We start from the raw sequence: 18,354 nt of genomic DNA on the forward strand, positions 1-18,354 counted from the left end.
CGCGCGCGCCATCCTGGACGGTCACATCGTGCTCTCGCGCGCGCTGGCCGAGCGCGGGCACTACCCGGCCATCGACATCGGCCAGTCCATCAGCCGCTGCATGAGCCTGGTGGCCGACGCCGATCAGCAGCGCATCGCGCGTGAGGTGAAGGCCCTGCTGGCGCGCTACCAGCAGGTGCGCGAGCTGCTGCCCCTGGGCGCCTACGTGCCCGGCGCCGACCCGCTGAGCGACCGCGCCGTGGCGCTGTGGCCGCGCATCGAGGCCTTCCTGCATCAGGGCACCAAGGAATCCGCGCCCATGGGCGACTGCCTGCAGCGCCTGAAGGAGATCGTCGAATGAACCATGGCGGCCTGCGTGCCCTGGAACAGGTGGTGCAACTGCGCGAACGCGAACAGGAGCGCGTGGGCGCCGTGCTGGCCGAGCAGGAGCGCACGCGCCAGCGCTTCGTCGCCAGCATCTCCCAACTGGGCGAGCTGCTCGACGAGGCGGGCGCCACGGGCGCCGCGTCTACGCTCTCGCCCACGCTGGCCAGCAACCTGGGCGCCTACAAGCTCAGCGTGCTCGACCTGGCCGATCGCCACCGCACGGCCCTGGCCCAGCACGAGTCGCAGATGGACCAGACCCGCCTGGCCCTGCACGAGGCCTTCCGCCGGCGCGAGGCCGTGGCCCAGTTGCACGGCCGGCGCCTGGAAGAAGGTGAGCGCGCGCTTCACGTGGCCGAGCGCAAACGCACCGACGACATCGCCCAGACCGTGTGGCTGAGGGGGCGCGCGTGAAAAAGTCCCACCCCGTGCTTCAGAAATCCGGCGCCCCGGTCGCCTTGTGCTTCGGAGGCGGCGTCCCTGACCGCCTGACCCCTCTGGAGTAAGACCATGGAATTCGACCCGACCACGACCGCGACGCAACTGGCCACCCTGCTGGTGCAGGGCCCGCAGCAGCAGATTGACCGCGAAGGGCAGCTCGCCAAGGCCACGCAGGCCGGGCTGGAGAAGCTGCGCGCGGCGATGTCGACCTTCAACACCGCCTTGAGCGGCCTGGGCGGCGCCACCGGGGGCCTCAAGAAGAACACCGCCACGCTCAGCACCACCACCGGCGCCACCGCCACGGCCAGCGCCAGCGCGCAGCCGGGCTCGTACAGCTTCTTCGTCGAGCAGACCGCCTCCACCCACCAGATCGCCTACGCCGACCTGCCCGCCGTGCCGGTGGCCCTGGGTGGGCCGCTGGTGGTGCAGCGCGCCGACGGCTCGTCCTTCAACGTCAACCTGCTCGCCGCCGACCAGGACGGCGACGGCAACCTCAGCGCCACCGAGATCGCGCGCGCCATCAACCAGTCCGCCGGCAACGACGGCAAGGTGACCGCGCAGGTGGCCAGCACGGCCTCGGGCCCGCAGCTCATCCTGTCCTCGGGCCTGAGCGGCGCCGACGGCGCGATCACGCTCGACGCCTCGGGCCTGCCCGACAGCGCGCTCAAGACCGCGCTGGGCGGCGCGCCCACGCAACTGGCCGCCGCGCGCAACGCGGTGATCTGGCTGGGCGAGCAGGGCAGCGGCCTGCGCATCGAACAGGGCAGCAACAGCTACACCGGCATCGCGGGCGTGTCCGTCAACTTCACCAAGGCGCAAAGCCCGGGTGATGCGCCGATCCAGCTCGACGTGGCCGCCGACAAGACCGGCACCGAAGAGAGCGTGCGCAAGTTCGTCAACGCCTACAACGCGCTGCAGAACGAGCTCAACAACCTCACCAAGACCAGCGAAGACGCCGCCTCGCGCGGCGCCTTCTCCACCGACGCGGGCGTGCGCAACCTGCGCAACCGCCTCAACGACCTGATCCGCCAGGACTTCGGCGGCCTGCGCATCAGCGACCTCGGCATCAGCAGCGACCGCCAGGGCCAGCTCACGCTGGACACCACGCGCCTGCAGAAGACCCTGGCCGCCAACCCCGAGGCGCTGGACACCGTGCTCGGTTCGTCCGCGCTGGGCAAGCGCTCGGGCGTCTTCGGCGCGGTGGCCGACCACCTGGAGACCTGGACGACATCCGGCACGGGCCAGCTCGCCCGCCGCCTGGACAACGTGCAGCTCCAGCAGAAAGGCCTGACCCAGCGCCAGGAGCGCCTGGACGAGACCTTCAACGTGAACTACGAGCGCTACCTGCTGCAGTTCAGCCAGTTGCAGACCGTGCTGGGCCAGATGAACCAGACCTCCGGGCTGTTCAGCCAGCTTGGGGCCTGACACACAGAAGAGGATTGCCTTGAGCTACGACGCATACCAGAGCTACCAGGCCGTTGACCTGGGCGCGCAGACGGCGAAGGCCTCACCGCTGGAGCTGGTGCTGATCCTGATGAACGGGCTGCTCGACGAGCTGGCCCGCGCGCGGGCGCACATCGAACACGCGCGCTTCGAGGCCAAGGCCAACAGCCTGAACCGCAGCGTCGCCATGCTCAATGGCCTGTCCAGCGCCTTGGACACCGACTCGGGCAGCGAGGTGGTGGCGCAGCTCGCCGAGCTGTACGACTACTGCGCGCGCCGCATCCACGAAGCGGGCATCCGCATGGACGTGGCGGTGCTCGACGAGGCCGTGCGCCTGCTGGGCACCGTGCGCGAAGGCTGGGAAGGGGTGCGCGATGCCAAGCGATGAACGCGCCCGCCTGATCGAGCTGGCCGGCCGCCTGCACGAGCGCACCCTGGCCGGCGACGTGCGCGCGCTCGGCGCACTCGACCGCGAGGTCGGCAGCCTGCTGATCGGCCTGCAGGGCCTGCGCTCGCTCGACGCGGGCACGCGCTCGGCCTGCGCGCTGCTGCAGCAGGCGCACCAGCGCGCGCTGGCCCTGGTGCAGCGCGAGCACGACGCGGCGCAGGCGCAGTTGCGCGACCTGTGCGCGCACCGCGGCGGGCGCGACGCCTACGCCGCCGCCGAATTCCTGGGAGACACGAGATGAACGCCACCCTGGCCCTGCACGCCGCCGCCCCCTCCACCGCCCCTGTCACGCCCGTGGCCGACGCGGTGCTGGCCCCTGGCGCGAGCGACGCCGCGCATCCCCTGTTTTCGCTGATGCTGGGCCAGGCCCCGGCCGAGGACGCCGGCTCGAGCGACACCACCGACGCCGCTGACGCCGCGGACGCCGCCATCGCGCCCTGGCTGATGGCGCTGGACTCCCAGCAGGCGCCCGCGCTGCCGTTCACGCAAGCCTTCTCGCGCCTGCTGGGCGCCGCCGCGCGCGAGACGGGCGGCGAGGGCACCGCCCCGCTGGCCGAGGCGGCCGACACGGTCGAGGCCGAACGCTCCACGGCGCCCCAGACCCTGCCGGGCCTTCTCGTGGCGCCGCGCACCCCGGGCGCCGAGGCCGGGTCCGCGCCGTCCGCCGCCGCCGCAGCGCCCCTGGCCGATGCCGCAGGCGCTGCGCCGTCGAACGCCCCCTCGTCCGCGCGTTCGCTGGCGGACACGGCCGCTGCACGCGCAGTGCCCGCGGACACCATTGCCGTGGCCTCGGCCGCGCGCACCCCGCGCGAGCCGGCATCGCTGGATGGCTTTGCGCAGGTATTCAACGCCAACGCGAATTCACCAAGCAGCGGCGCGAACGAGCCCGTCGTGCGCCTGGACCCCGCGCGCACCGAACTCTGGCAGCGCCCGCTCGCGCACGCCCTGGGCGAACGCGTGCAGTGGCAGTCCGCTCAAGGCATCGACCAGGCCCGCATCCGGCTGGACCCGCCCGCGCTGGGCCGCATCGAGATCGTGGTGCGCCAGGAAGGCGCGCAACTGCAGGTGCAGCTCACGGCCTCCAGCCCCGAGGTGGCGCGCCAGCTTCAGCACATGGGCGAGGGCCTGCGCCAGGAACTGGGCCAGCGCCAGGGCCAGGGCGTGCAGGTGCAGGTGCAGGCCCACGACGGCGGCGCGCAGGCCGACGCGCGTGGCCAGCAGCGCCAGGGCCAGTCGGGCCGCGACGAGGCCGAACCCGGCCAGGCCCTGCGCGGCGAACACGACCCGTCGCGCCGCTTCACGCTGGCCTGAACCGGTGTGACCTCTCACTGAACGAGTCCCGACATGAGCAAGAAACTCTGGATCTCCCTCGCCGCTGGCGCCTTCGTCCTGCTGGGCGCGGGCAGCGGCTTCGCCGCCTGGCACTTCATGGGCAAGCAGCCCGCCACCGCCGAGGCCGCGCCCGTGGACACGCGCGAGTACCGCTACGTCTCGCTCGACAAGGTCATCGTCATGCTGCGCGCGCGCGAAGGCGGGCCGCTGAGCAACTACATGGCGGTGGACCTGGTGTTCAAGACGCCGCTGAAGGAAGAGACCCTGGCCAAGCAGCAGTTGCCCAAGCTGCGCAGCGTGGCCGTGGCCGCGCTGTCCGAGCTGACGCTGGAGCGCGCCAGCATGCTCAGCATCGCCGAGCTCACCGACTTCCTGCAGAAGGCCTACGGCGAGAGCTTCAGCCGCGAATCGCGCGAGGCGCCCTTCGCCGAGGTCATGGTCGGCCGGCTGGTCATCGAATAAGCGAGGCCAGGGTGCACAGCGGTTACGGCGAGATGAGCAGCCTGGCCGCGGCGGAAACCTCCGCCGCGCTGGAGCAGCGCCGCCTCGTCGAGCACACACCGCTGGTGCGCCGCGCGGTGGCCCAGCTCGCCTCGCAGGCGGGCGGCGCCATGGACCGCGACGACATGCTGCAGATCGGCCTGATGGGCCTGCTGGAGGCCCTGCGCCGCTACGGCGAGCCCGACGAGCGCTTTCCCGGCTACGCCGCGCAGCGCATCCGCGGCGCCATCCTGGACGAGCTGCGCCGCCAGGACTGGCGCCCGCGCACCGTGCGCCAGGAGGGCAACCGCCTGCGCGACGCCATCCGCGACCTCACGCGCCGCCTGGGCCATGAGCCTTCGGAGGCCGAGGTGAAGGAACACCTGGGCGTGAGCGCCGAGGACTTCCTGGCCTACGAGCAGCACATCAACGCCGAGACCATGGCCAGCTTCGACGAGCTGGTCGAGGAACTGGCGCTCACGCCATCGGCCGCGCGCACGCCCGAGGCCGAGCTGATGCAGCGGCGCGCGCTGGAGCAGGCCCTGGCCTGCCTCAACGAGAAAGAGCAGCACGTGGTGCAGCTCTATTACGAAGCGGAACTCAGCCTCAAGGAAATCGGCGCCGTCATGGGCCTCACCGAGGCCCGTGTCTGCCAGATCAACAAGAGCGCGCTGCAGAAGATGCGCGGCGCGATGTCGCCCGACTGAACACCCGAATCACCCACCACAGGCCGTCACCATGCAGTTCTTCCTCGGCGTCATCATCGTTTTTCTCTGTGTCTTCGGCGGTTTCCTGCTGCACGGCGGCGATATGGGTGTGGTCTGGCAGCCGGTCGAGCTGCTCATCATCGGCGGCGCCGCCGCCGGCGCCATCGTGATCGGCAACCCGCGCCACGTGCTGGCCGAGATGGGCGTGCAACTGCGCAAGCTGGTGTCGCGCCGCAAGCGGGGCGAGGAATACCAGCGCCAGCTCATGCTGCTGATGTACGAGCTGCTGCAGACGGCCCGCAACGGCCTGAAGGCACTCGACGCGCACGTGGAGGAGCCGCACAAGAGCCCGCTGTTCCAGCGCTACCCGATGGTGCTGGAGGAGCCCAAGCTCATGCACTTCATCGTCGACAACTTTCGCGTCATGGCCATGGGCAAGATCACGGCGCACGAAATGGAAGGCGTGCTGGAACAGGAGCTGGAGGCGATCCACGCCGAGCTGACCCAACCGTCCAAATCGCTGCACAAGGTCGCCGAGGCCATGCCGGGCTTCGGCATCATCGCGGCCGTGCTGGGCATCGTGATGGCCATGAACTCGGTGGCCGATGGGGCCAGCGCGGGCGAGATCTCCACCAAGGTCGCCGCCGCCATGGTGGGCACCTTCATCGGCATCTTCCTGTGCTACGCGGTGATCGACCCCATCAGCAACATGATGAAGCAGATCGTCACGGAAGAGATGAGCGACATGGAGGCGGTGAAGGTGGTGCTGGTGTCGCACCTCTCGGGCAAGCCCGAGCTGGTCTCCATCGACGCGGGCCGCCGCCTCATCCAGCTCAACATCAAGCCCAGCTTCGCGCAGCTGGAGACCTGGGTGAACCAGCTGGAGGAGAGCCCCGGTGTCTAAGTCATCCGCCCACGGTGCCGACCACGGCACCATCGTCAAGCGCGTCTCGCGCCGCCACGAGGAAGACGACCACGGCGGCAGCTGGAAGGTGGCCTTCGCCGACTTCACGCTCGCCCTCATGTGCCTGTTCCTGGTGCTGTGGGTGCTGGCCGCGCGCGACAAGGAAGAGGTCACGCGCGCGCTGGAAAGCGGCGGCGGCGCGGTGCTGGCCGAGGTCTCGGGCGCCAAGATCCCGTCCGAAGGCGGCCCGCGCGGCAGCCTGATCGACCGCAAGCCCATGCCGCGCAAGGGCGAGGGTGAAGGCCCCGACGCCATCCGCACCGTGCCCGGCCTGTTGAACCCCACGCCGCTGCGCGCGCGTTACGACACGCCCGAGCAGATGGCCGAGCTGGCCGCGCTGCTGGCGCGCCTGAGCCTGGAGGCGGGCCTGAGCGCCAACCTGCAGACCTTCGTCACGCCGCACGGCCTGCGCATCATGCTGCACGACACCGACAAGGAAGGCATGTTCCAGCTCGGCAGCGCCGTGCCCAGCGCGCGCTTCGCCGACATGCTGCACCGCATGGGCCCGCTGCTGGCGAAGATCCAGAACCCCATCCTCATCGTCGGCCACACCGACGCCTCGCCCTACGCCAGCAAGGACCCGTTCGGCCAGTCCAACGCGCGCCTCTCCAGCGAGCGCGCGGGCGCGGCGCGTTCGCACCTGCTGCGCGGTGGCATGCCCGCGGCGTCCGTGCTGCAGGTGGTGGGCATGGCCGAGCGCGCACCGGTGCTGCCCGAGCAGCCCCTGGCCAGCATCAACCGCCGCATCGAGGTCATGGTGCTCACGCTGGAGCAGGGCGAACTCATGACGGCGATGTTCGGCCGCCCCACACAGGCCGAAGCGCTGCTGCCCGGCCTGCAGGCCGAGACGCCGGCCCGCGACGTGCTGGCCACGCTGCGCGAGTCGGTGGTGGCGGCGGGCCGCCAGTTGCCCGGCTTCGAGCGCGCGCGCGCGCCAGCGGCCGAAGCCGATACGCTGACGCGTTGAGCCGGAGCGCGCACCATGCGGACACGAAGCACACGAGGCGATCGAATGAGAGTGAACAACCCCACGGGCACGAGCCCCCTGGCGCCGGTGCGTGGCGCGCCCGCCGCGGCCGAGGCGGCCGGCGCCGCCGAGGCCGCGCCGGCCGCGCTGCAGTCCGGCGTGCTGGGCCCGGCCATGCAGGCCCTGCGCGACATGCCCGAGATCGACGAGGCCCGCGTGGCGCAACTGCGCGAGGCCTACCAGCGCGGCGAACTGAAGTTCGACGCCAGCAAGCTGGCCGCATTGATCCAGCGCTACCACGGGGACGGCCGATGATCGCCGCCGCCGACGCGCTGACCCTGCTCGACGGCCTGCGCCACGAGCGCGACGGCTTCACGCGCATGCGCGAGCTGCTGCAGTCGCACTTCGAGGCCGCGCTGCGCCACGACAGCGAGCGCGTGCGCCTGGCCGCCGAGCGCATCACCGTGCTGACCGAGCGGCTGGACGCCTTGTGCTCGCAGCGCCAGCAGCTGGTGCAGCGCCTCACCGGGGGCGCCACGCGCGACGCGCACGAGTCGCTGGCGCTGCGCCTGCCCACCAAGGCGGCCGATCTGCTGCGCGAGCAGATGCGCGAGCTGCAGGCGCTGGTGCAGGAATGCAAGCGCCTGAACGTGCGCAACTGCGAACTGATCGTGGGCCAGCAGGACATCATGGTCCGCGTGCTGAACGACGGCGCCCAAGGCACCTATGCGCCTGCCTGACTTTCCCTCCCTCCCCGGCGCGTTCGCCGCGCCGCCGCTGCCGGTGCGCGCGGCGGCGGGCGCCGGTGCGGGTGGCTTCGGCGCGCACATGGGTGGGCACATGGGCGGGTACATGGGCCCGCCAGGCGCGCTCGGCGGCTCGGTGCGGCAGGAGGTGCAGCGCTTCATCGAGAGCGGTGGCCCGGCGTCTGCCGGACTGGGCGGTCTGTCTCCGCAGGCGGCCTGGCGGCGCATGCAGCAGGCCGCGGGCGGCGCGGAGACCCCATCCGCCGCGCCCCTTGCCCCGGCGGAGGGCGCCAGCCCCGAGCAGCAACGGGCCTTCCTCGCCGCCATCGCGCCCATGGCGCAGCGCGCCGCGCAGCGCCTGGGCGTGGCGCCCGAGCTGGTCGCGGCGCACGCCGCGCTCGAATCGGGCTGGGGCCGGCGCCCCCTGCGCGCGGCCGACGGCCAGAGCACGCACAACCTCTTCGGCATCAAGGCCGGCGGCGCCTGGCGCGGCGCGGCCGCCGAGGCGCTGACCACCGAGTACGAGGACGGCGAGGCGCACAAGACCACGCAGTCCTTCCGCCGCTACGACAACCTGGACCAGGCCTTCGGCGACTACGCCAGCCTGCTGCAGTCCAGCCCGCGCTACCAGGACGCCCTGCGTGTGGGCGGCGATGCGCGCGCCTTCGCTGAAGGCCTGGCGCGCGGCGGCTACGCCACCGACCCGGCCTACGCCGACAAGCTCGTCGCCGTGGCGCGGCAGATCCAGGGGGCGCGGTGAGGCGCTACTTCAAGGGCTCGACTTCATCGGGCCCCATCACGCGCGCCTCGATCACGCGGCCCGAAGCCACGTTGCGCACGCGCACCGTGTCGCCGCGCTTGCCATTGCCCAGGCTTTCGCCCGCCACCTCCACCGCGACGGCGCCGCCGTGCCGCGCCACGATGCGCACCGCCTGGCCGCGCCGCACCAGCAGGGGCTCGTGCAACAGCCGCGCCTGCAGCAGCGTGCCTTCGCGCAGCCTGCGCCGGGGCACGAAGCCCTCGACGGCGTCCAGCGCGCCGATGGCTTCGGGCGTCGCGCTGAGGTCGCGCGCCTCGCGCCGCAGGTTCTGGGCGTTCAGCGCCGCGCCGGCCTCGATGTCCTGCGCAGCCACCAGCACCTCGGCGTGCAGCTTCACGCGCGCCACCACCGGCTCGCGCCACGCTTCGCCGCAGCGCAGCTCCAGTTTCATGCGGCCCGGGTGCTTGCCGTCCACCACCACCACCTCGGGCGGCTTGTCACACTTTGGTTCGTTTTCCGGCGCGGATACCACGCGGGCTTCCACTCGGGTGTCGCCCCAGCCCCGCCCATCGGCGTGTTCACGCCAGTGGGTTTCGATGGTTTTTACAATTCGCGGAACGTTATTGGCGCATAGCGCAATTGCTGGCGACGCCACCAGCGCCGCGAACAACAGCAAAGAGAAAGGACGGCTCATGGCAATCGACTTCGGACAGGTCATCGGCGGACACGCGCAGGCCTTGCAGTTGCGCGGCCAACGCGCCGAGATCATCGCAGCCAATCTGGCCAACGTGAACACGCCGGGTTATCAGGCGCGCGACTTCGACTTCAGCGCGCGCTACGAATCGGCGCTGGCCGCGCGCGAGGACGGCCTCGCGCTCGAGCTCGACAGCGGCGATCTGCAGTACCGCGTGCCGCACCACCCCTCGGGGGACCAGAACACCGTGGAGCTGGGCGTGGAGCAGGCCGCCTTCGCGCAGAACGCCACGGGCTTCCAGGCGAGCCTCACCTTCCTGCAGATGAAACTCAAGGGCCTCGCGCAGGCCATCCAGGGGCAGTGAGCATGGCCTTCGACAGCATCGCCGCCATCGCCGGTTCGGGCATGAACGCCCAGACCGTGCGCCTGAACACCATCGCCAGCAACCTGGCCAACGCGCAGTCCGCCGCGGGCTCGCAGGACGGCGTCTACCGCGCCCGCAAGCCTGTCTTCGCCACCCTCATGGACGAAGGCACGGGCGCCGGCTCCAAGGTGCAGGTGCTCGACGTGGTGGAAAGCGACGAGCCCGTGCGCAAGGTGCACGAGCCCGAGCACCCGCTGGCCAACGAAGACGGAGACGTCTTCTACCCCAACGTGAACCCGGTGGCCGAGATGACCGACATGATGTCGGCCTCGCGCGCCTTCGAAACCAGCGTCGAGGTGCTCACCCGCACCCGCCAGATGCAGATGGCCGTGCTGCGGCTCGGGGAGGCCTGATCGTGCTCGACACCACCATGAACACCGGCGCGGCCTCGGGCAACGGCAGCTCGGGCGACGGCGTGGCGAAGAACGGCATGTCGGTGCCGCAGGACATGTTCATCCGCCTGCTGGTGGCGCAGGTGCGCAACCAGGACCCGCTGGAACCCAAGGACCCGAGCGAGTTCGTCTCGCAGCTCGCCACGCTGTCGCAGACCGAGGCGCTGCAGACCCTGGTGAGCCAGAACAACGGCACGGCGGCCATGCTCGACAGCATGCAGGTGCTGAGCCTGGGCGGCCAGGTCGGCAACACCGTTGCTGTTCGCACTTCGCGAATCGATATCGAAGGAAATCCGGTTTCAGGCTCCTTCGTGCTCGACGCCTCCACCCAGACCGCCGCCGTGGTGCTCACCGGTGCCGACGGCAGCAAGCACCGCGTCGAGCTGGGCCCGCGCTCGGCCGGTCCGGTGGACTTCACGGTGGACCCGGCCGCGCTGGGCCTGCCCGATGGGAAATACACCATCGCGGTGGACGCGGGCGAGGGCGTCACGCCCCCCGGCATCGACGTGCGCGGCGTGCTCACCGGCATCCGCCTCTCGCCCACCGGCGGCGTGCAGATGAAGGTCGCCGGCATCGGCGAGGTCACCCCGGCCGAGATCACCGGCTTCTTCGGTCGCGAGACCGCTTCCTCCTCCAACGGTTAACGCTTAAAGGGAACGCAGCATGAGCATGGAAATCGCACTCTCCGGCGTGAAGGCCATCAACGCCGAGCTCGAGACCATTTCGAACAACATCGCCAACGCGGGCACCTACGGCTTCAAGTCCAGCCGCACCAACTTCGCGTCCATGTACGCGGACACCTCGCCCATGGGCGTGGAAGCGTCCTCGCGCACGCAGTCCATCGGCATCGGCGGCGGCACGCTCAACACCGGCCGCGGCATGGACGTGGCCATCAAGGGCAAGGGCTTCTTCGCGGTGAAGGAGCCCTCGGGCCAGACCCTGTTCACGCGCGTGGGCATCTTCACCGCCGACCGCGAGGGCTACGTCACCGACAGCTTCGGTCGCCGCCTGCAGGGCTACGGCGTGGTGCCCGGCTCCGACGTGCTCGGCCCCCTGGGCGACATCCAGGTCAGCAAGGAGCAGTTGCCGGCCGTGGCCAGCACCAGCCTGGACTACGTGGCCAACCTCTCGGCCGACTGGACCGCGCCCACCGTGGCGCCCTTCGACCCGGCCGAGCCGCTGAGCTACAACGGCTCCAACGTGTCGGTGGTGTACGACTCGCTCGGTTCGCAGCACACGCTCACGCAGTACTTCGTGCGCAGCGGCCCCAACGAGGTGACGGTGCACTACGGCTTCGACGGCACGCCCATGCCCGCCGGCACCGAGACCGTGCTGCAGTTCGGCACCGACGGCCGCCTGACCCTGCCCGCCGGCCCGGTGGCCAAGGCCCTGCCGCTGCCCGCCACGGTGGACCCCATCACCCTGAACGTGAACTACACCGGCACGACCCAGTACTCGGGCCAGACCACCACCACCGTCAACGACGCCGATGGCAACTCCTCGGGCGCCTTCCTGTCGGTGAGCATCGACGAAGACGGCGCGGTGCTCGCGCAGTACAGCAACGGCCTGCGCCAGCGCATCGGCACCGTGGCCCTGGCCAACTTCCCCAACGAGGACGCGCTGGCGAACGTCAGCGACACGAGCTGGACCGTGACCAACGCCAGCGGCGAGCCGCTGTACGACGCGCCGGGCGTGGGCCAGGCGGGCTCGCTGGTGGCGGGTGCGCTGGAGCAGTCCAACGTGGAGATGACCTCGGAGCTGGTGAGCCTCATGACCTCTCAGCGCAACTACCAGGCCAACACCAAGGTGTTCCAGACGCAGAACCAGATCATGCAATCCCTCATGCAGGCGATCTGATCGCGCTGAACCATGGACGCCCTGATCTACACCGTCATGAGCGGCGCCGAGCGCTCGCTGCGCGAGCAGCAGGTGCGCGCCAACAACCTGGCCAATGCCGACACGCCGGGTTTTCGCGCGGACAAGAGCTTCGCCACCGCGATGCGCACGCCGGGCTACGGCTACGACGCGCGCCACATGAGCGAGCTCAGCGCCAACGGCATCAGCGAACGCGCGGGCCCGATTCGCCAGACCGGCCGCGACCTCGACGTGGCCGTCACCGGTGACGGGTACTTCGCCGTGCAGCACGCCGGCGGCGAGGCCTACACCCGCGCCGGCAGCATCGCCATCGACGCCGAGGGCACGCTCACGGTGAACGGCCGCGCGCTGCTGGGCGAGGGCGGTCCCGTGGTGCTGCCGCCCCACACGGCGGTGCAGATCGGCGCCGACGGCACGGTGTCCGTGCAGCCGCCCGGCCAGGCCGAGATGCAGCCGGTGGACCGCCTCAAGCTGGTGAAGCCCGAACCGGGCGCGCTGGTGAAGAACGAGGCCGGCCTGCTGGTGCCGCGCGATCGCCAGGCCGGCGCGCTGGCCCTGGACGAGACCGTGCAGGTCAAGGCCGGCTACCTGGAAGGCAGCAACGTCTCCGCCGTCGAGGAGATGGTGGCCACCATGGCCACCAGCCGCGACTTCGAGATCCAGATGAAGCTCTACGGCGCCGCCGAGCGCATGGCCCAGGCGGGCGACCGCCTGGTGCGCGGCTGATCCCCTTTTCACGCACACGAGGAACCGACCATGAACGCAGCCATGTGGACCGCCAAGACCGGCGTGCAGGCGCAGGACGCCAAGCTCCAGGCCATCGCCAACAACCTGGCCAACGTCAACACCACCGGCTTCAAGCGCGACCGCGTGGTGTTCGAAGACCTGTTCTACCAAGTGGAGCGCCAGCCCGGCGCCGCGCAGGCCGAGGGCATGAACACGCCCGTGGGTGTGCAGCTCGGCAACGGCGTGCGCGTGGCCGGCACGCAGAAGGTGTTCACCACCGGCAGCCTGCAGACCACGGGCCAGCCGCTGGACATCGCCATCCAGGGCCAGGGCTTCCTGCAGGTGGAGCTGCCCGGCGGCGAGACCGCCTACACGCGCGCCGGCCAGTTGCAACGCAGCCCTGAAGGCCGCCTCATGACCGCGCAGGGCTACCCGCTGGTGCCCGACATCACCCTGCCAGAGAACGCCAAGTCCGTCACCATCGGCGAGAACGGCACCGTCAGCGTGAGCCTGCCCGGCAACACCGCGCCGCAAGAGGTCGGCCAGATCACGCTCGCGGGCTTCGTCAACCCCGCCGGCCTGCTGGCCCTGGGCGACAACCTCTACCAGGAGACCGCGGCCAGCGGCGTGCCCACCGAAGGCATTGCCGGCGAAGAGGCGCTGGGCGCCATCAAGCAGGGCGCGCTGGAAGGCTCCAACGTTCAGGTGGTGGAAGAGATGGTGGACATGATCACCGCGCAGCGCACCTACGAGATGAGCACCAAGGTGCTGAGCGCGGCCGACGGCATGCTGCAGAACCTGGCGCAGGCGGTGCGCTGATGCGAACCGCGCTGCCGCTGCTGGTCGCCGCGCTGCTCGCGGGTTGCGCGGCCGTGGTGCCGCCGCGCCCGCCGGCCCTGGCCGACGACCCCGCGCCCGTGGTGCAGGTGCCCACGGCGCGCGCCCGCTCGGGCGGCGTGTTCACGCCGGCCTCGCCCTGGAACCTGGTGGCCGACACGCGCGCGCGCCGCGTCGGCGACGTGATCACCGTGATCCTGCAGGAGACCACGCAGGCCAGCAAGCGCAGCGGCACGCAGATCGACAAGGGCAGCAGCGCCGGCATCAGCGCCTTGACCATCGACGGCGACGACATCACGCCCCCCATCGGCCTGAGCGCCGACCGCGCCTTCGACGGCAACGCCAGCAGCACGCAGCAGAACGCGCTGAGCGGCGCCATCACCGCCGTGGTGGTGGAGGTGCTGCCCAACGGCCTGCTGCGCATCGCGGGCGAGAAAAGCCTCTGGCTCAACCAGGGCGAGGAATTCATCCGCCTGAGCGGCTACGTGCGCGGGCAGGACATCGACGCCGCCAACCGCGTGTCCTCGCAGCGCCTGGCCAATGCGCGCATCGCCTACTCGGGCAGCGGCACCCTGGCCGACGCCAACACGCCGGGCTGGCTCACGCGCTTCTTCAACAGCCCCTGGATGCCTTTCTGATCGGCACACGAGCATGAACACCCGCACCTTGCGCCTGGGCCGACACGGGTTCTCCCTGGGCCTCATGACCAGCCTGTTGATCGCCCTGAGCCTCTTCGCGACCCCGGCCCTGGCACAGAAGGCCGCCGCCACGCCCGCGCGCACCACGCCGCTGGGCAACCTGGTGCAGATCGAGGGCATGCGCGAGAACCAGCTCATCGGCTACGGCCTGGTGGTGGGCCTGCAAGGCTCGGGCGACAGCAGCCAGATCAAGTTCCAGGGCCAGTCGGTGGCCAACATGCTGCGCCAGTTCGGCGTGACGCTGCCCGAGCGCGGCGACCCGCGACTGAAGAACGTGGCCACCGTGATGGTGAGCGCCACCTTTCCGCCCGGCTACCGCAAGGGCCAGACCATCGACATCACCGTCTCGTCCATGGGCGACGCCAAGAGCCTGCGCGGCGGCGTGCTGCTGCTCACGCCGCTGATGGCGGCCGACGGCGAGGTCTACGCGCTGGCGCAGGGCAACGTGGTGGTGGGTGGCTTCTCGGCCCAGGGCCAGAGCGGCTCCAGCGTCACGGTGAACACGCCCACGGCGGGCCGCGTGCCCAGCGGCGCCACGGTGGAGCGCGAGATCCCCACCGATTTCGACACGCGCGAGACCGTCACGCTCAGCCTGCGCCGCCCGCACTTCCAGACCGCCACCAACATCGTGCGCACCATCAACGGCCGCTACGGCGAGATCGCCACCACGCGCGACGCCACCAGCGTGGACGTGGTGGCCCCGGCCAACCCGACGCAGCGCGTGGCCTTCGTGGCCGAGCTGCAGAAGCTGGGCGTGCAGGTGGGCCAGGAGCTGCCGCGCGTGGTCTTCAACTCGCGCACCGGCACGGTCGTCATCGCCGACGGCGTGCGCGTGCGCCCGGCCGCGGTGGCGCACGGCAACCTCAAGGTCATCATCGGCGAGCAGCCGGTGGCCAGCCAGCCCGCGCCCTTCGGCCGTGGCGAGACGGTGGTGCTGCCGCAGTCCAGCGTGGTGGCCGAGCAGGACCGCGGCCGCATGTTCAACTGGGCGCCGGGCAGCAAGCTGCAGGACATCATCGACACGATCAACAGCACGGGCGCTTCGCCCGACGACATCATGGCGATCCTGCAGGCGCTCGATCAAGCCGGTGCCATCGATGGCGAGCTCATCGTCATATGAAGACACACCCCCGCCGCGCTTCGCGCGACCCCCTCAAGGGGGCGACACCTGCGGCCCGGCAAAGCCGGTTCCGCGGTGCCTCACGGCTCGACCTGGGCGATTGAGATGGAACTGCGAATCACGCAACGCCTTGAGCCGATCAGCGACGCCGCCGTGCGTGCGCGCGCCGAAGACGCCGCCATCAAGTTCGAGGCCTTCTTCGTCGGCCAGATGCTCAAGCAGATGCGCCAGGGCACGCAGGCCATCGCGGGCGAGGACAGCCCCTTCAAGGACCGCATCCACCAGGACATGCTCGGCATCGCCGACACGCAGGTGGCCGACACCCTGGCGCGCCAGCGCGCCTTCGGCATCGCCGACGTGATCCTGCGCCAGCTCATGCCGACGGCCGCGCCGCTGGCCAGCACCGCGCTTAAGTCCGGCGCCGATCCGGTCGCCTTGCAAGGGGAAGGCGCGGGCGCTTCGCCCGCCGACCCGATCGGGCCCACACCATGAAGATCCAGCAGATCGCCCTGAGCGGCGCGATGGCCGCGCAGGCGGCCTTGAACACCACCAGCCACAACATCGCCAACGCGATGACGCCCGGCTTCACGCGCCAGGGCCCGCTGTTCGCGGCCGTGGGGCCCACCGCGGCCGGCGCGGCCGGCAGCGGCATCGGCGTGCAGGTGCCTTCGCTCATCCGCTTCAGCGACGGCTACAAGAGCCACCAGATGTGGGCCGCCGCGTCCGAGCTGGGCCGCCACGAAACGGTGCAGCCCTACCTCAAGCAGATCGAACAGGTCATGTCGGGCGAAGGCTCCAGCCTCAACAAGGGCCTGGACGCCTTCTTCGGCGCGCTCAACGCCGCCAGCGTGGACCCGAACTCCGCGCCGCTGCGCCAGCAGATCATCACCGAGGCCGAAGCCCTGGCCCAGCGCTTCAACGGCCTCAACCAGGTGCTGCTGAGCCAGCGCCTGTCCATCGGCCAGCAGCGCGAGGCCTCGGTCGCGCAGATCAACAACCTGGCGGGCCAGATCGCCGCGCTCAACGGCGAGATCACCGCCGCCGAATCGCTCAACGTCAACCCCTCGGGCCTCATCGACGAGCGCGACCTGCGCATCGACGAACTGTCCAAGCTGGTGGGCCTGTCGGTGGTGGACCAGCCCGACGGCTCGCGCAGCGTCTCGCTCAAGTCGGGTGTGCCGCTGGTGGCCGGCTCCGTGGCCGGCCGCATGGAGATCATCAACCAGCTCGACGGCTCGCAGGCCATCGAAGTGGCCTTCGCCAAGGAAGCCTTCAAGGTGCGCACCGAGGGCCTGGCGGGCCAGCTCGGCGGCCTGTACGAGTTCGAGGACGGCGTGCTCATGCCCACCGTCGCCTCCATTGCCTCGCTGGCCGAAGAACTCGCCACGCGCGTGAACACGCAACTGGCGGCCGGCTTCGCGCCCGGCGGCGCGCCGGGCACCGACCTCTTCGTCTTCAACGGTGCCGATGGCCTGCTCTCCGTGCGCCCCGGCGTCACGGGCGACGAACTGGCCTTCTCCAGCGACCCGCTGCAGGCCGGCAACAGCGACAACCTGCTGGCCGTCATCGGCCTGCAGAACCAGTCGGTGCCCATCACCGGCCTGGGCACGGTGCGCATGGGCGACGTCTACACCCAGTTGCTCGGTGGCATCGGCATCCGCAGCCAGCAGTCGCAGGCCTCCTTCACCACCGCCAAGACGGTGCGCCAGCAGGCCGAGCAGAGCTGGGCCTCCACCAGCAGCGTCAACACCGACGAGGAAGCCATCAACCTCGTGCAGTACCAGCAGATGTACACCGCCAACATGAAGGTGATCCAGGTCGCGGGCGAGCTGTTCGACGCGGTCATCGGGTCGCTGCGTTAACCCCAGGGGAGCCGGACATGCGCATCGCCAGCAACCAGTTCCACATCACCATGAGCAGCTCGCTGCAGGCCGCCACCGCGCGCGTGGAGAAGGTGCTCACGCAGATGGCCTACGGGCAGCGCGTGCTGCTGCCCTCCGACGACCCCATCTCCAGCGTGCGCCTGGCGCGGCTGGACCGCGAGGAGGCGGCGATCACCCAGTACCGCGACAACGTGAGCGCGCTCATGTCGCGCCAGCGCCAGAGCGAGTCCATCCTCGACAGCATCAGCAACGACATGCTGCAGCTGCAGGACCTGCTGCTGTTCGCGGCCGACGGCTCCAACAGCAGCGCCGACGTGAACGCCATTTCGGGCTCGCTCGAATCGCTGCGCGACAGCGTGCTGGCCTTCTCGAACACGCGCGACCAGGAGGGCCGCTACCTGTTCTCCGGCACGGCCAGCCTGTCGCCCACCATCACCTTCGACCCCGCCGCCGCGCCCGGCGCGCGCTACACCTTCACCGGCAACACCTTGCAGCAGATGGTGGTGGTGGGCGAGGGCGTGTCCCAGCCGGCCAACACCTCGCTCGACGACCTGGCCGCCATGCTCAACCAGCTCGACCTCACCATCGTGGACCTGAGTGCCCCCGGCGCGGACCTGAGCGACCCGGCCGTGCGCGCGCGCCTGGTCACCACCACCGACATGGCCGACGACAGCTTCAACCGCCTGGGCGAGCGCATCGCGCGCCTGGGTGGCCAGCAGGCCCTGCTGAACAACCTGGACGGCGCGCACGCCAACATCAGCCTCTCCAACCGCCAGGCCGCGCTCACGCTCGGCCAGCTCGACTACGGTGACGCCACGGTGAAGCTGGAGGCCTACAACACCTCGCTGATGGCCACGCAGAAGGCCTACGCGCGCATCACCTCGTTCTCGCTGTTCGACGTGATCTGATGCAGATACCCGCCGCCCTGCCGGGCGTACCCGCCCACCGCGTCGAGGCCGACACCCGCGGCGTGAGCCCGGGTGCCGCGCCGGCGGCGCCGCGTTCGGCCACGGGCGGCGGCACCGCTCAGGCCTCGCAGGCGGCGCCCATCGCC

The 18,354-nt window shown here is 70.7% G+C and carries 24 protein-coding genes and 1 pseudogene; 24 read left to right on the forward strand and 1 reads right to left on the reverse strand.

Translation table 11 applies throughout. The features are described from left to right. From fliI to flgJ, 13 genes and pseudogenes are all read left to right on the forward strand, one after another. Nucleotides 1–340, forward strand: a pseudogene (gene fliI, locus VLG41_RS17995) (flagellum-specific ATP synthase FliI); the annotation flags it as partial. Then, nucleotides 337–777, forward strand: a complete 441-nt coding sequence (locus tag VLG41_RS18000; protein ID WP_325350765.1) for a flagellar FliJ family protein — start codon at nucleotides 337–339, stop codon at nucleotides 775–777. The pseudogene fliI and the gene VLG41_RS18000, both read left to right, overlap by 4 nt. A 96-nt stretch (nucleotides 778–873) precedes the next feature. Next, nucleotides 874–2,229, forward strand: coding sequence for a flagellar filament capping protein FliD (fliD, locus tag VLG41_RS18005; protein ID WP_325350766.1), 1,356 nt, complete (start codon nucleotides 874–876; stop codon nucleotides 2,227–2,229). Nucleotides 2,230–2,248: 19 nt separating this feature from the next. Beyond that, nucleotides 2,249–2,635, forward strand: a complete 387-nt coding sequence (gene fliS / locus VLG41_RS18010) for a flagellar export chaperone FliS (protein WP_325350767.1) — start codon at nucleotides 2,249–2,251, stop codon at nucleotides 2,633–2,635. Beyond that, nucleotides 2,622–2,936 carry a hypothetical protein gene (locus VLG41_RS18015; RefSeq protein WP_325350768.1) on the forward strand — a complete coding sequence of 105 codons (315 nt, stop codon included), beginning with the start codon at nucleotides 2,622–2,624 and terminating at the stop codon, nucleotides 2,934–2,936. Before fliS ends, VLG41_RS18015 begins: the two co-directional genes overlap by 14 nt. Then, complete coding sequence (locus tag VLG41_RS18020) at nucleotides 2,933–4,006, forward strand: flagellar hook-length control protein FliK (RefSeq protein ID WP_325350769.1); 1,074 nt, start codon at nucleotides 2,933–2,935, stop codon at nucleotides 4,004–4,006. The genes VLG41_RS18015 and VLG41_RS18020 overlap by 4 nt, the downstream gene beginning before the upstream one ends. Before the next feature lie 33 nt (nucleotides 4,007–4,039). Next, nucleotides 4,040–4,489 (forward strand): flagellar basal body protein, encoded by a 450-nt coding sequence (locus tag VLG41_RS18025; protein ID WP_325350770.1) that lies wholly within the window; start codon nucleotides 4,040–4,042, stop codon nucleotides 4,487–4,489. A 32-nt stretch (nucleotides 4,490–4,521) separates the two neighbouring features. Next, on the forward strand, nucleotides 4,522–5,214 hold the full coding sequence (locus tag VLG41_RS18030; RefSeq protein WP_325350771.1) for a FliA/WhiG family RNA polymerase sigma factor: 693 nt from the start codon (nucleotides 4,522–4,524) through the stop codon (nucleotides 5,212–5,214). A 31-nt stretch (nucleotides 5,215–5,245) separates the two neighbouring features. Beyond that, a complete protein-coding gene (gene motA, locus VLG41_RS18035; RefSeq protein ID WP_325350772.1) occupies nucleotides 5,246–6,118 on the forward strand; it encodes a flagellar motor stator protein MotA in 873 nt (290 codons plus the stop codon). Then, nucleotides 6,111–7,145: a flagellar motor protein MotB gene (locus VLG41_RS18040; protein ID WP_325350773.1), complete on the forward strand. Its 1,035-nt coding sequence runs from the start codon at nucleotides 6,111–6,113 to the stop codon at nucleotides 7,143–7,145. The genes motA and VLG41_RS18040 overlap by 8 nt, the downstream gene beginning before the upstream one ends. 45 nt (nucleotides 7,146–7,190) lie before the next feature. Further along, nucleotides 7,191–7,460: a flagellar biosynthesis anti-sigma factor FlgM gene (locus VLG41_RS18045; RefSeq protein ID WP_325350774.1), complete on the forward strand. Its 270-nt coding sequence runs from the start codon at nucleotides 7,191–7,193 to the stop codon at nucleotides 7,458–7,460. Then, nucleotides 7,457–7,885, forward strand: a complete 429-nt coding sequence (flgN, locus tag VLG41_RS18050; RefSeq protein ID WP_325350775.1) for a flagellar export chaperone FlgN — start codon at nucleotides 7,457–7,459, stop codon at nucleotides 7,883–7,885. The genes VLG41_RS18045 and flgN overlap by 4 nt, the downstream gene beginning before the upstream one ends. Beyond that, the gene (flgJ, locus tag VLG41_RS18055; RefSeq protein WP_325350776.1) at nucleotides 7,872–8,651 is read left to right on the forward strand and encodes a flagellar assembly peptidoglycan hydrolase FlgJ; all 780 of its coding nucleotides are present in this window, start codon (nucleotides 7,872–7,874) and stop codon (nucleotides 8,649–8,651) included. The genes flgN and flgJ overlap by 14 nt, the downstream gene beginning before the upstream one ends. Nucleotides 8,652–8,655: 4 nt before the next feature. On the opposite strand, the gene flgA is transcribed toward flgJ, so the two are convergent. Further along, complete coding sequence (gene flgA / locus VLG41_RS18060) at nucleotides 8,656–9,183, reverse strand: flagellar basal body P-ring formation chaperone FlgA (RefSeq protein ID WP_325350777.1); 528 nt, start codon at nucleotides 9,181–9,183, stop codon at nucleotides 8,656–8,658. A 160-nt stretch (nucleotides 9,184–9,343) separates the two neighbouring features. Here flgA and flgB point away from each other — a divergent pair, with 160 nt between their 5' ends. The 11 genes from flgB (at nucleotide 9,344) to VLG41_RS18115 (ending at nucleotide 18,208) form a co-directional block, all read left to right on the forward strand. Then, the gene (gene flgB / locus VLG41_RS18065) at nucleotides 9,344–9,709 is read left to right on the forward strand and encodes a flagellar basal body rod protein FlgB (protein ID WP_325350778.1); all 366 of its coding nucleotides are present in this window, start codon (nucleotides 9,344–9,346) and stop codon (nucleotides 9,707–9,709) included. 2 nt (nucleotides 9,710–9,711) lie between these two features. Beyond that, on the forward strand, nucleotides 9,712–10,122 hold the full coding sequence (flgC, locus tag VLG41_RS18070) for a flagellar basal body rod protein FlgC (RefSeq protein ID WP_325350779.1): 411 nt from the start codon (nucleotides 9,712–9,714) through the stop codon (nucleotides 10,120–10,122). A 2-nt stretch (nucleotides 10,123–10,124) separates the two neighbouring features. Beyond that, nucleotides 10,125–10,805: a flagellar hook capping FlgD N-terminal domain-containing protein gene (locus tag VLG41_RS18075; RefSeq protein WP_325350780.1), complete on the forward strand. Its 681-nt coding sequence runs from the start codon at nucleotides 10,125–10,127 to the stop codon at nucleotides 10,803–10,805. Nucleotides 10,806–10,824: 19 nt separating this feature from the next. Beyond that, nucleotides 10,825–12,018: a flagellar hook-basal body complex protein gene (locus VLG41_RS18080; RefSeq protein WP_325350781.1), complete on the forward strand. Its 1,194-nt coding sequence runs from the start codon at nucleotides 10,825–10,827 to the stop codon at nucleotides 12,016–12,018. 12 nt (nucleotides 12,019–12,030) lie between these two features. Continuing rightward, the gene (gene flgF, locus VLG41_RS18085; protein ID WP_325350782.1) at nucleotides 12,031–12,762 is read left to right on the forward strand and encodes a flagellar basal-body rod protein FlgF; all 732 of its coding nucleotides are present in this window, start codon (nucleotides 12,031–12,033) and stop codon (nucleotides 12,760–12,762) included. A 30-nt stretch (nucleotides 12,763–12,792) separates the two neighbouring features. Then, nucleotides 12,793–13,581, forward strand: a complete 789-nt coding sequence (gene flgG / locus VLG41_RS18090; protein ID WP_325350783.1) for a flagellar basal-body rod protein FlgG — start codon at nucleotides 12,793–12,795, stop codon at nucleotides 13,579–13,581. After that, nucleotides 13,581–14,237 (forward strand): flagellar basal body L-ring protein FlgH, encoded by a 657-nt coding sequence (flgH, locus tag VLG41_RS18095; protein ID WP_325350784.1) that lies wholly within the window; start codon nucleotides 13,581–13,583, stop codon nucleotides 14,235–14,237. The genes flgG and flgH overlap by 1 nt, the downstream gene beginning before the upstream one ends. A 13-nt stretch (nucleotides 14,238–14,250) precedes the next feature. After that, entirely contained in the window at nucleotides 14,251–15,417 is a 1,167-nt protein-coding gene (locus VLG41_RS18100; RefSeq protein WP_325350785.1) for a flagellar basal body P-ring protein FlgI, read from the forward strand. A 105-nt stretch (nucleotides 15,418–15,522) separates the two neighbouring features. Continuing rightward, nucleotides 15,523–15,909 (forward strand): rod-binding protein, encoded by a 387-nt coding sequence (locus VLG41_RS18105; RefSeq protein WP_325350786.1) that lies wholly within the window; start codon nucleotides 15,523–15,525, stop codon nucleotides 15,907–15,909. Next, nucleotides 15,906–17,279 (forward strand): flagellar hook-associated protein FlgK, encoded by a 1,374-nt coding sequence (gene flgK, locus VLG41_RS18110; RefSeq protein ID WP_325350787.1) that lies wholly within the window; start codon nucleotides 15,906–15,908, stop codon nucleotides 17,277–17,279. Before VLG41_RS18105 ends, flgK begins: the two co-directional genes overlap by 4 nt. Nucleotides 17,280–17,296: 17 nt before the next feature. Further along, entirely contained in the window at nucleotides 17,297–18,208 is a 912-nt protein-coding gene (locus VLG41_RS18115; protein ID WP_325350788.1) for a flagellar hook-associated protein 3, read from the forward strand. Nucleotides 18,209–18,354: the final 146 nt, after the last annotated feature.

Source organism: Hydrogenophaga sp. (assembly GCF_035481345.1).
Classification (GTDB): Bacteria; Pseudomonadota; Gammaproteobacteria; order Burkholderiales; family Burkholderiaceae_C; genus Hydrogenophaga.

Bases quoted from the DNA above. Each gene is read 5' to 3' on its own strand.
- fliD (WP_325350766.1), top strand. From the start codon at position 874: ATGGAATTCGACCCGACCACGACCGCGACGCAACTGGCCACCCTGCTG.
- flgK (WP_325350787.1), top strand. From the start codon at position 15,906: ATGAAGATCCAGCAGATCGCCCTGAGCGGCGCGATGGCCGCGCAGGCG.
- flgC (WP_325350779.1), top strand. From the start codon at position 9,712: ATGGCCTTCGACAGCATCGCCGCCATCGCCGGTTCGGGCATGAACGCC.
- VLG41_RS18030 (WP_325350771.1), top strand. From the start codon at position 4,522: ATGAGCAGCCTGGCCGCGGCGGAAACCTCCGCCGCGCTGGAGCAGCGC.
- VLG41_RS18025 (WP_325350770.1), top strand. From the start codon at position 4,040: ATGAGCAAGAAACTCTGGATCTCCCTCGCCGCTGGCGCCTTCGTCCTG.
- VLG41_RS18045 (WP_325350774.1), top strand. From the start codon at position 7,191: ATGAGAGTGAACAACCCCACGGGCACGAGCCCCCTGGCGCCGGTGCGT.
- VLG41_RS18020 (WP_325350769.1), top strand. From the start codon at position 2,933: ATGAACGCCACCCTGGCCCTGCACGCCGCCGCCCCCTCCACCGCCCCT.
- flgB (WP_325350778.1), top strand. From the start codon at position 9,344: ATGGCAATCGACTTCGGACAGGTCATCGGCGGACACGCGCAGGCCTTG.
- VLG41_RS18105 (WP_325350786.1), top strand. From the start codon at position 15,523: ATGGAACTGCGAATCACGCAACGCCTTGAGCCGATCAGCGACGCCGCC.
- flgH (WP_325350784.1), top strand. From the start codon at position 13,581: ATGCGAACCGCGCTGCCGCTGCTGGTCGCCGCGCTGCTCGCGGGTTGC.
- VLG41_RS18080 (WP_325350781.1), top strand. From the start codon at position 10,825: ATGAGCATGGAAATCGCACTCTCCGGCGTGAAGGCCATCAACGCCGAG.
- VLG41_RS18100 (WP_325350785.1), top strand. From the start codon at position 14,251: ATGAACACCCGCACCTTGCGCCTGGGCCGACACGGGTTCTCCCTGGGC.
- motA (WP_325350772.1), top strand. From the start codon at position 5,246: ATGCAGTTCTTCCTCGGCGTCATCATCGTTTTTCTCTGTGTCTTCGGC.
- VLG41_RS18000 (WP_325350765.1), top strand. From the start codon at position 337: ATGAACCATGGCGGCCTGCGTGCCCTGGAACAGGTGGTGCAACTGCGC.
- flgN (WP_325350775.1), top strand. From the start codon at position 7,457: ATGATCGCCGCCGCCGACGCGCTGACCCTGCTCGACGGCCTGCGCCAC.
- flgJ (WP_325350776.1), top strand. From the start codon at position 7,872: ATGCGCCTGCCTGACTTTCCCTCCCTCCCCGGCGCGTTCGCCGCGCCG.
- flgF (WP_325350782.1), top strand. From the start codon at position 12,031: ATGGACGCCCTGATCTACACCGTCATGAGCGGCGCCGAGCGCTCGCTG.
- flgG (WP_325350783.1), top strand. From the start codon at position 12,793: ATGAACGCAGCCATGTGGACCGCCAAGACCGGCGTGCAGGCGCAGGAC.
- VLG41_RS18115 (WP_325350788.1), top strand. From the start codon at position 17,297: ATGCGCATCGCCAGCAACCAGTTCCACATCACCATGAGCAGCTCGCTG.
- VLG41_RS18015 (WP_325350768.1), top strand. From the start codon at position 2,622: ATGCCAAGCGATGAACGCGCCCGCCTGATCGAGCTGGCCGGCCGCCTG.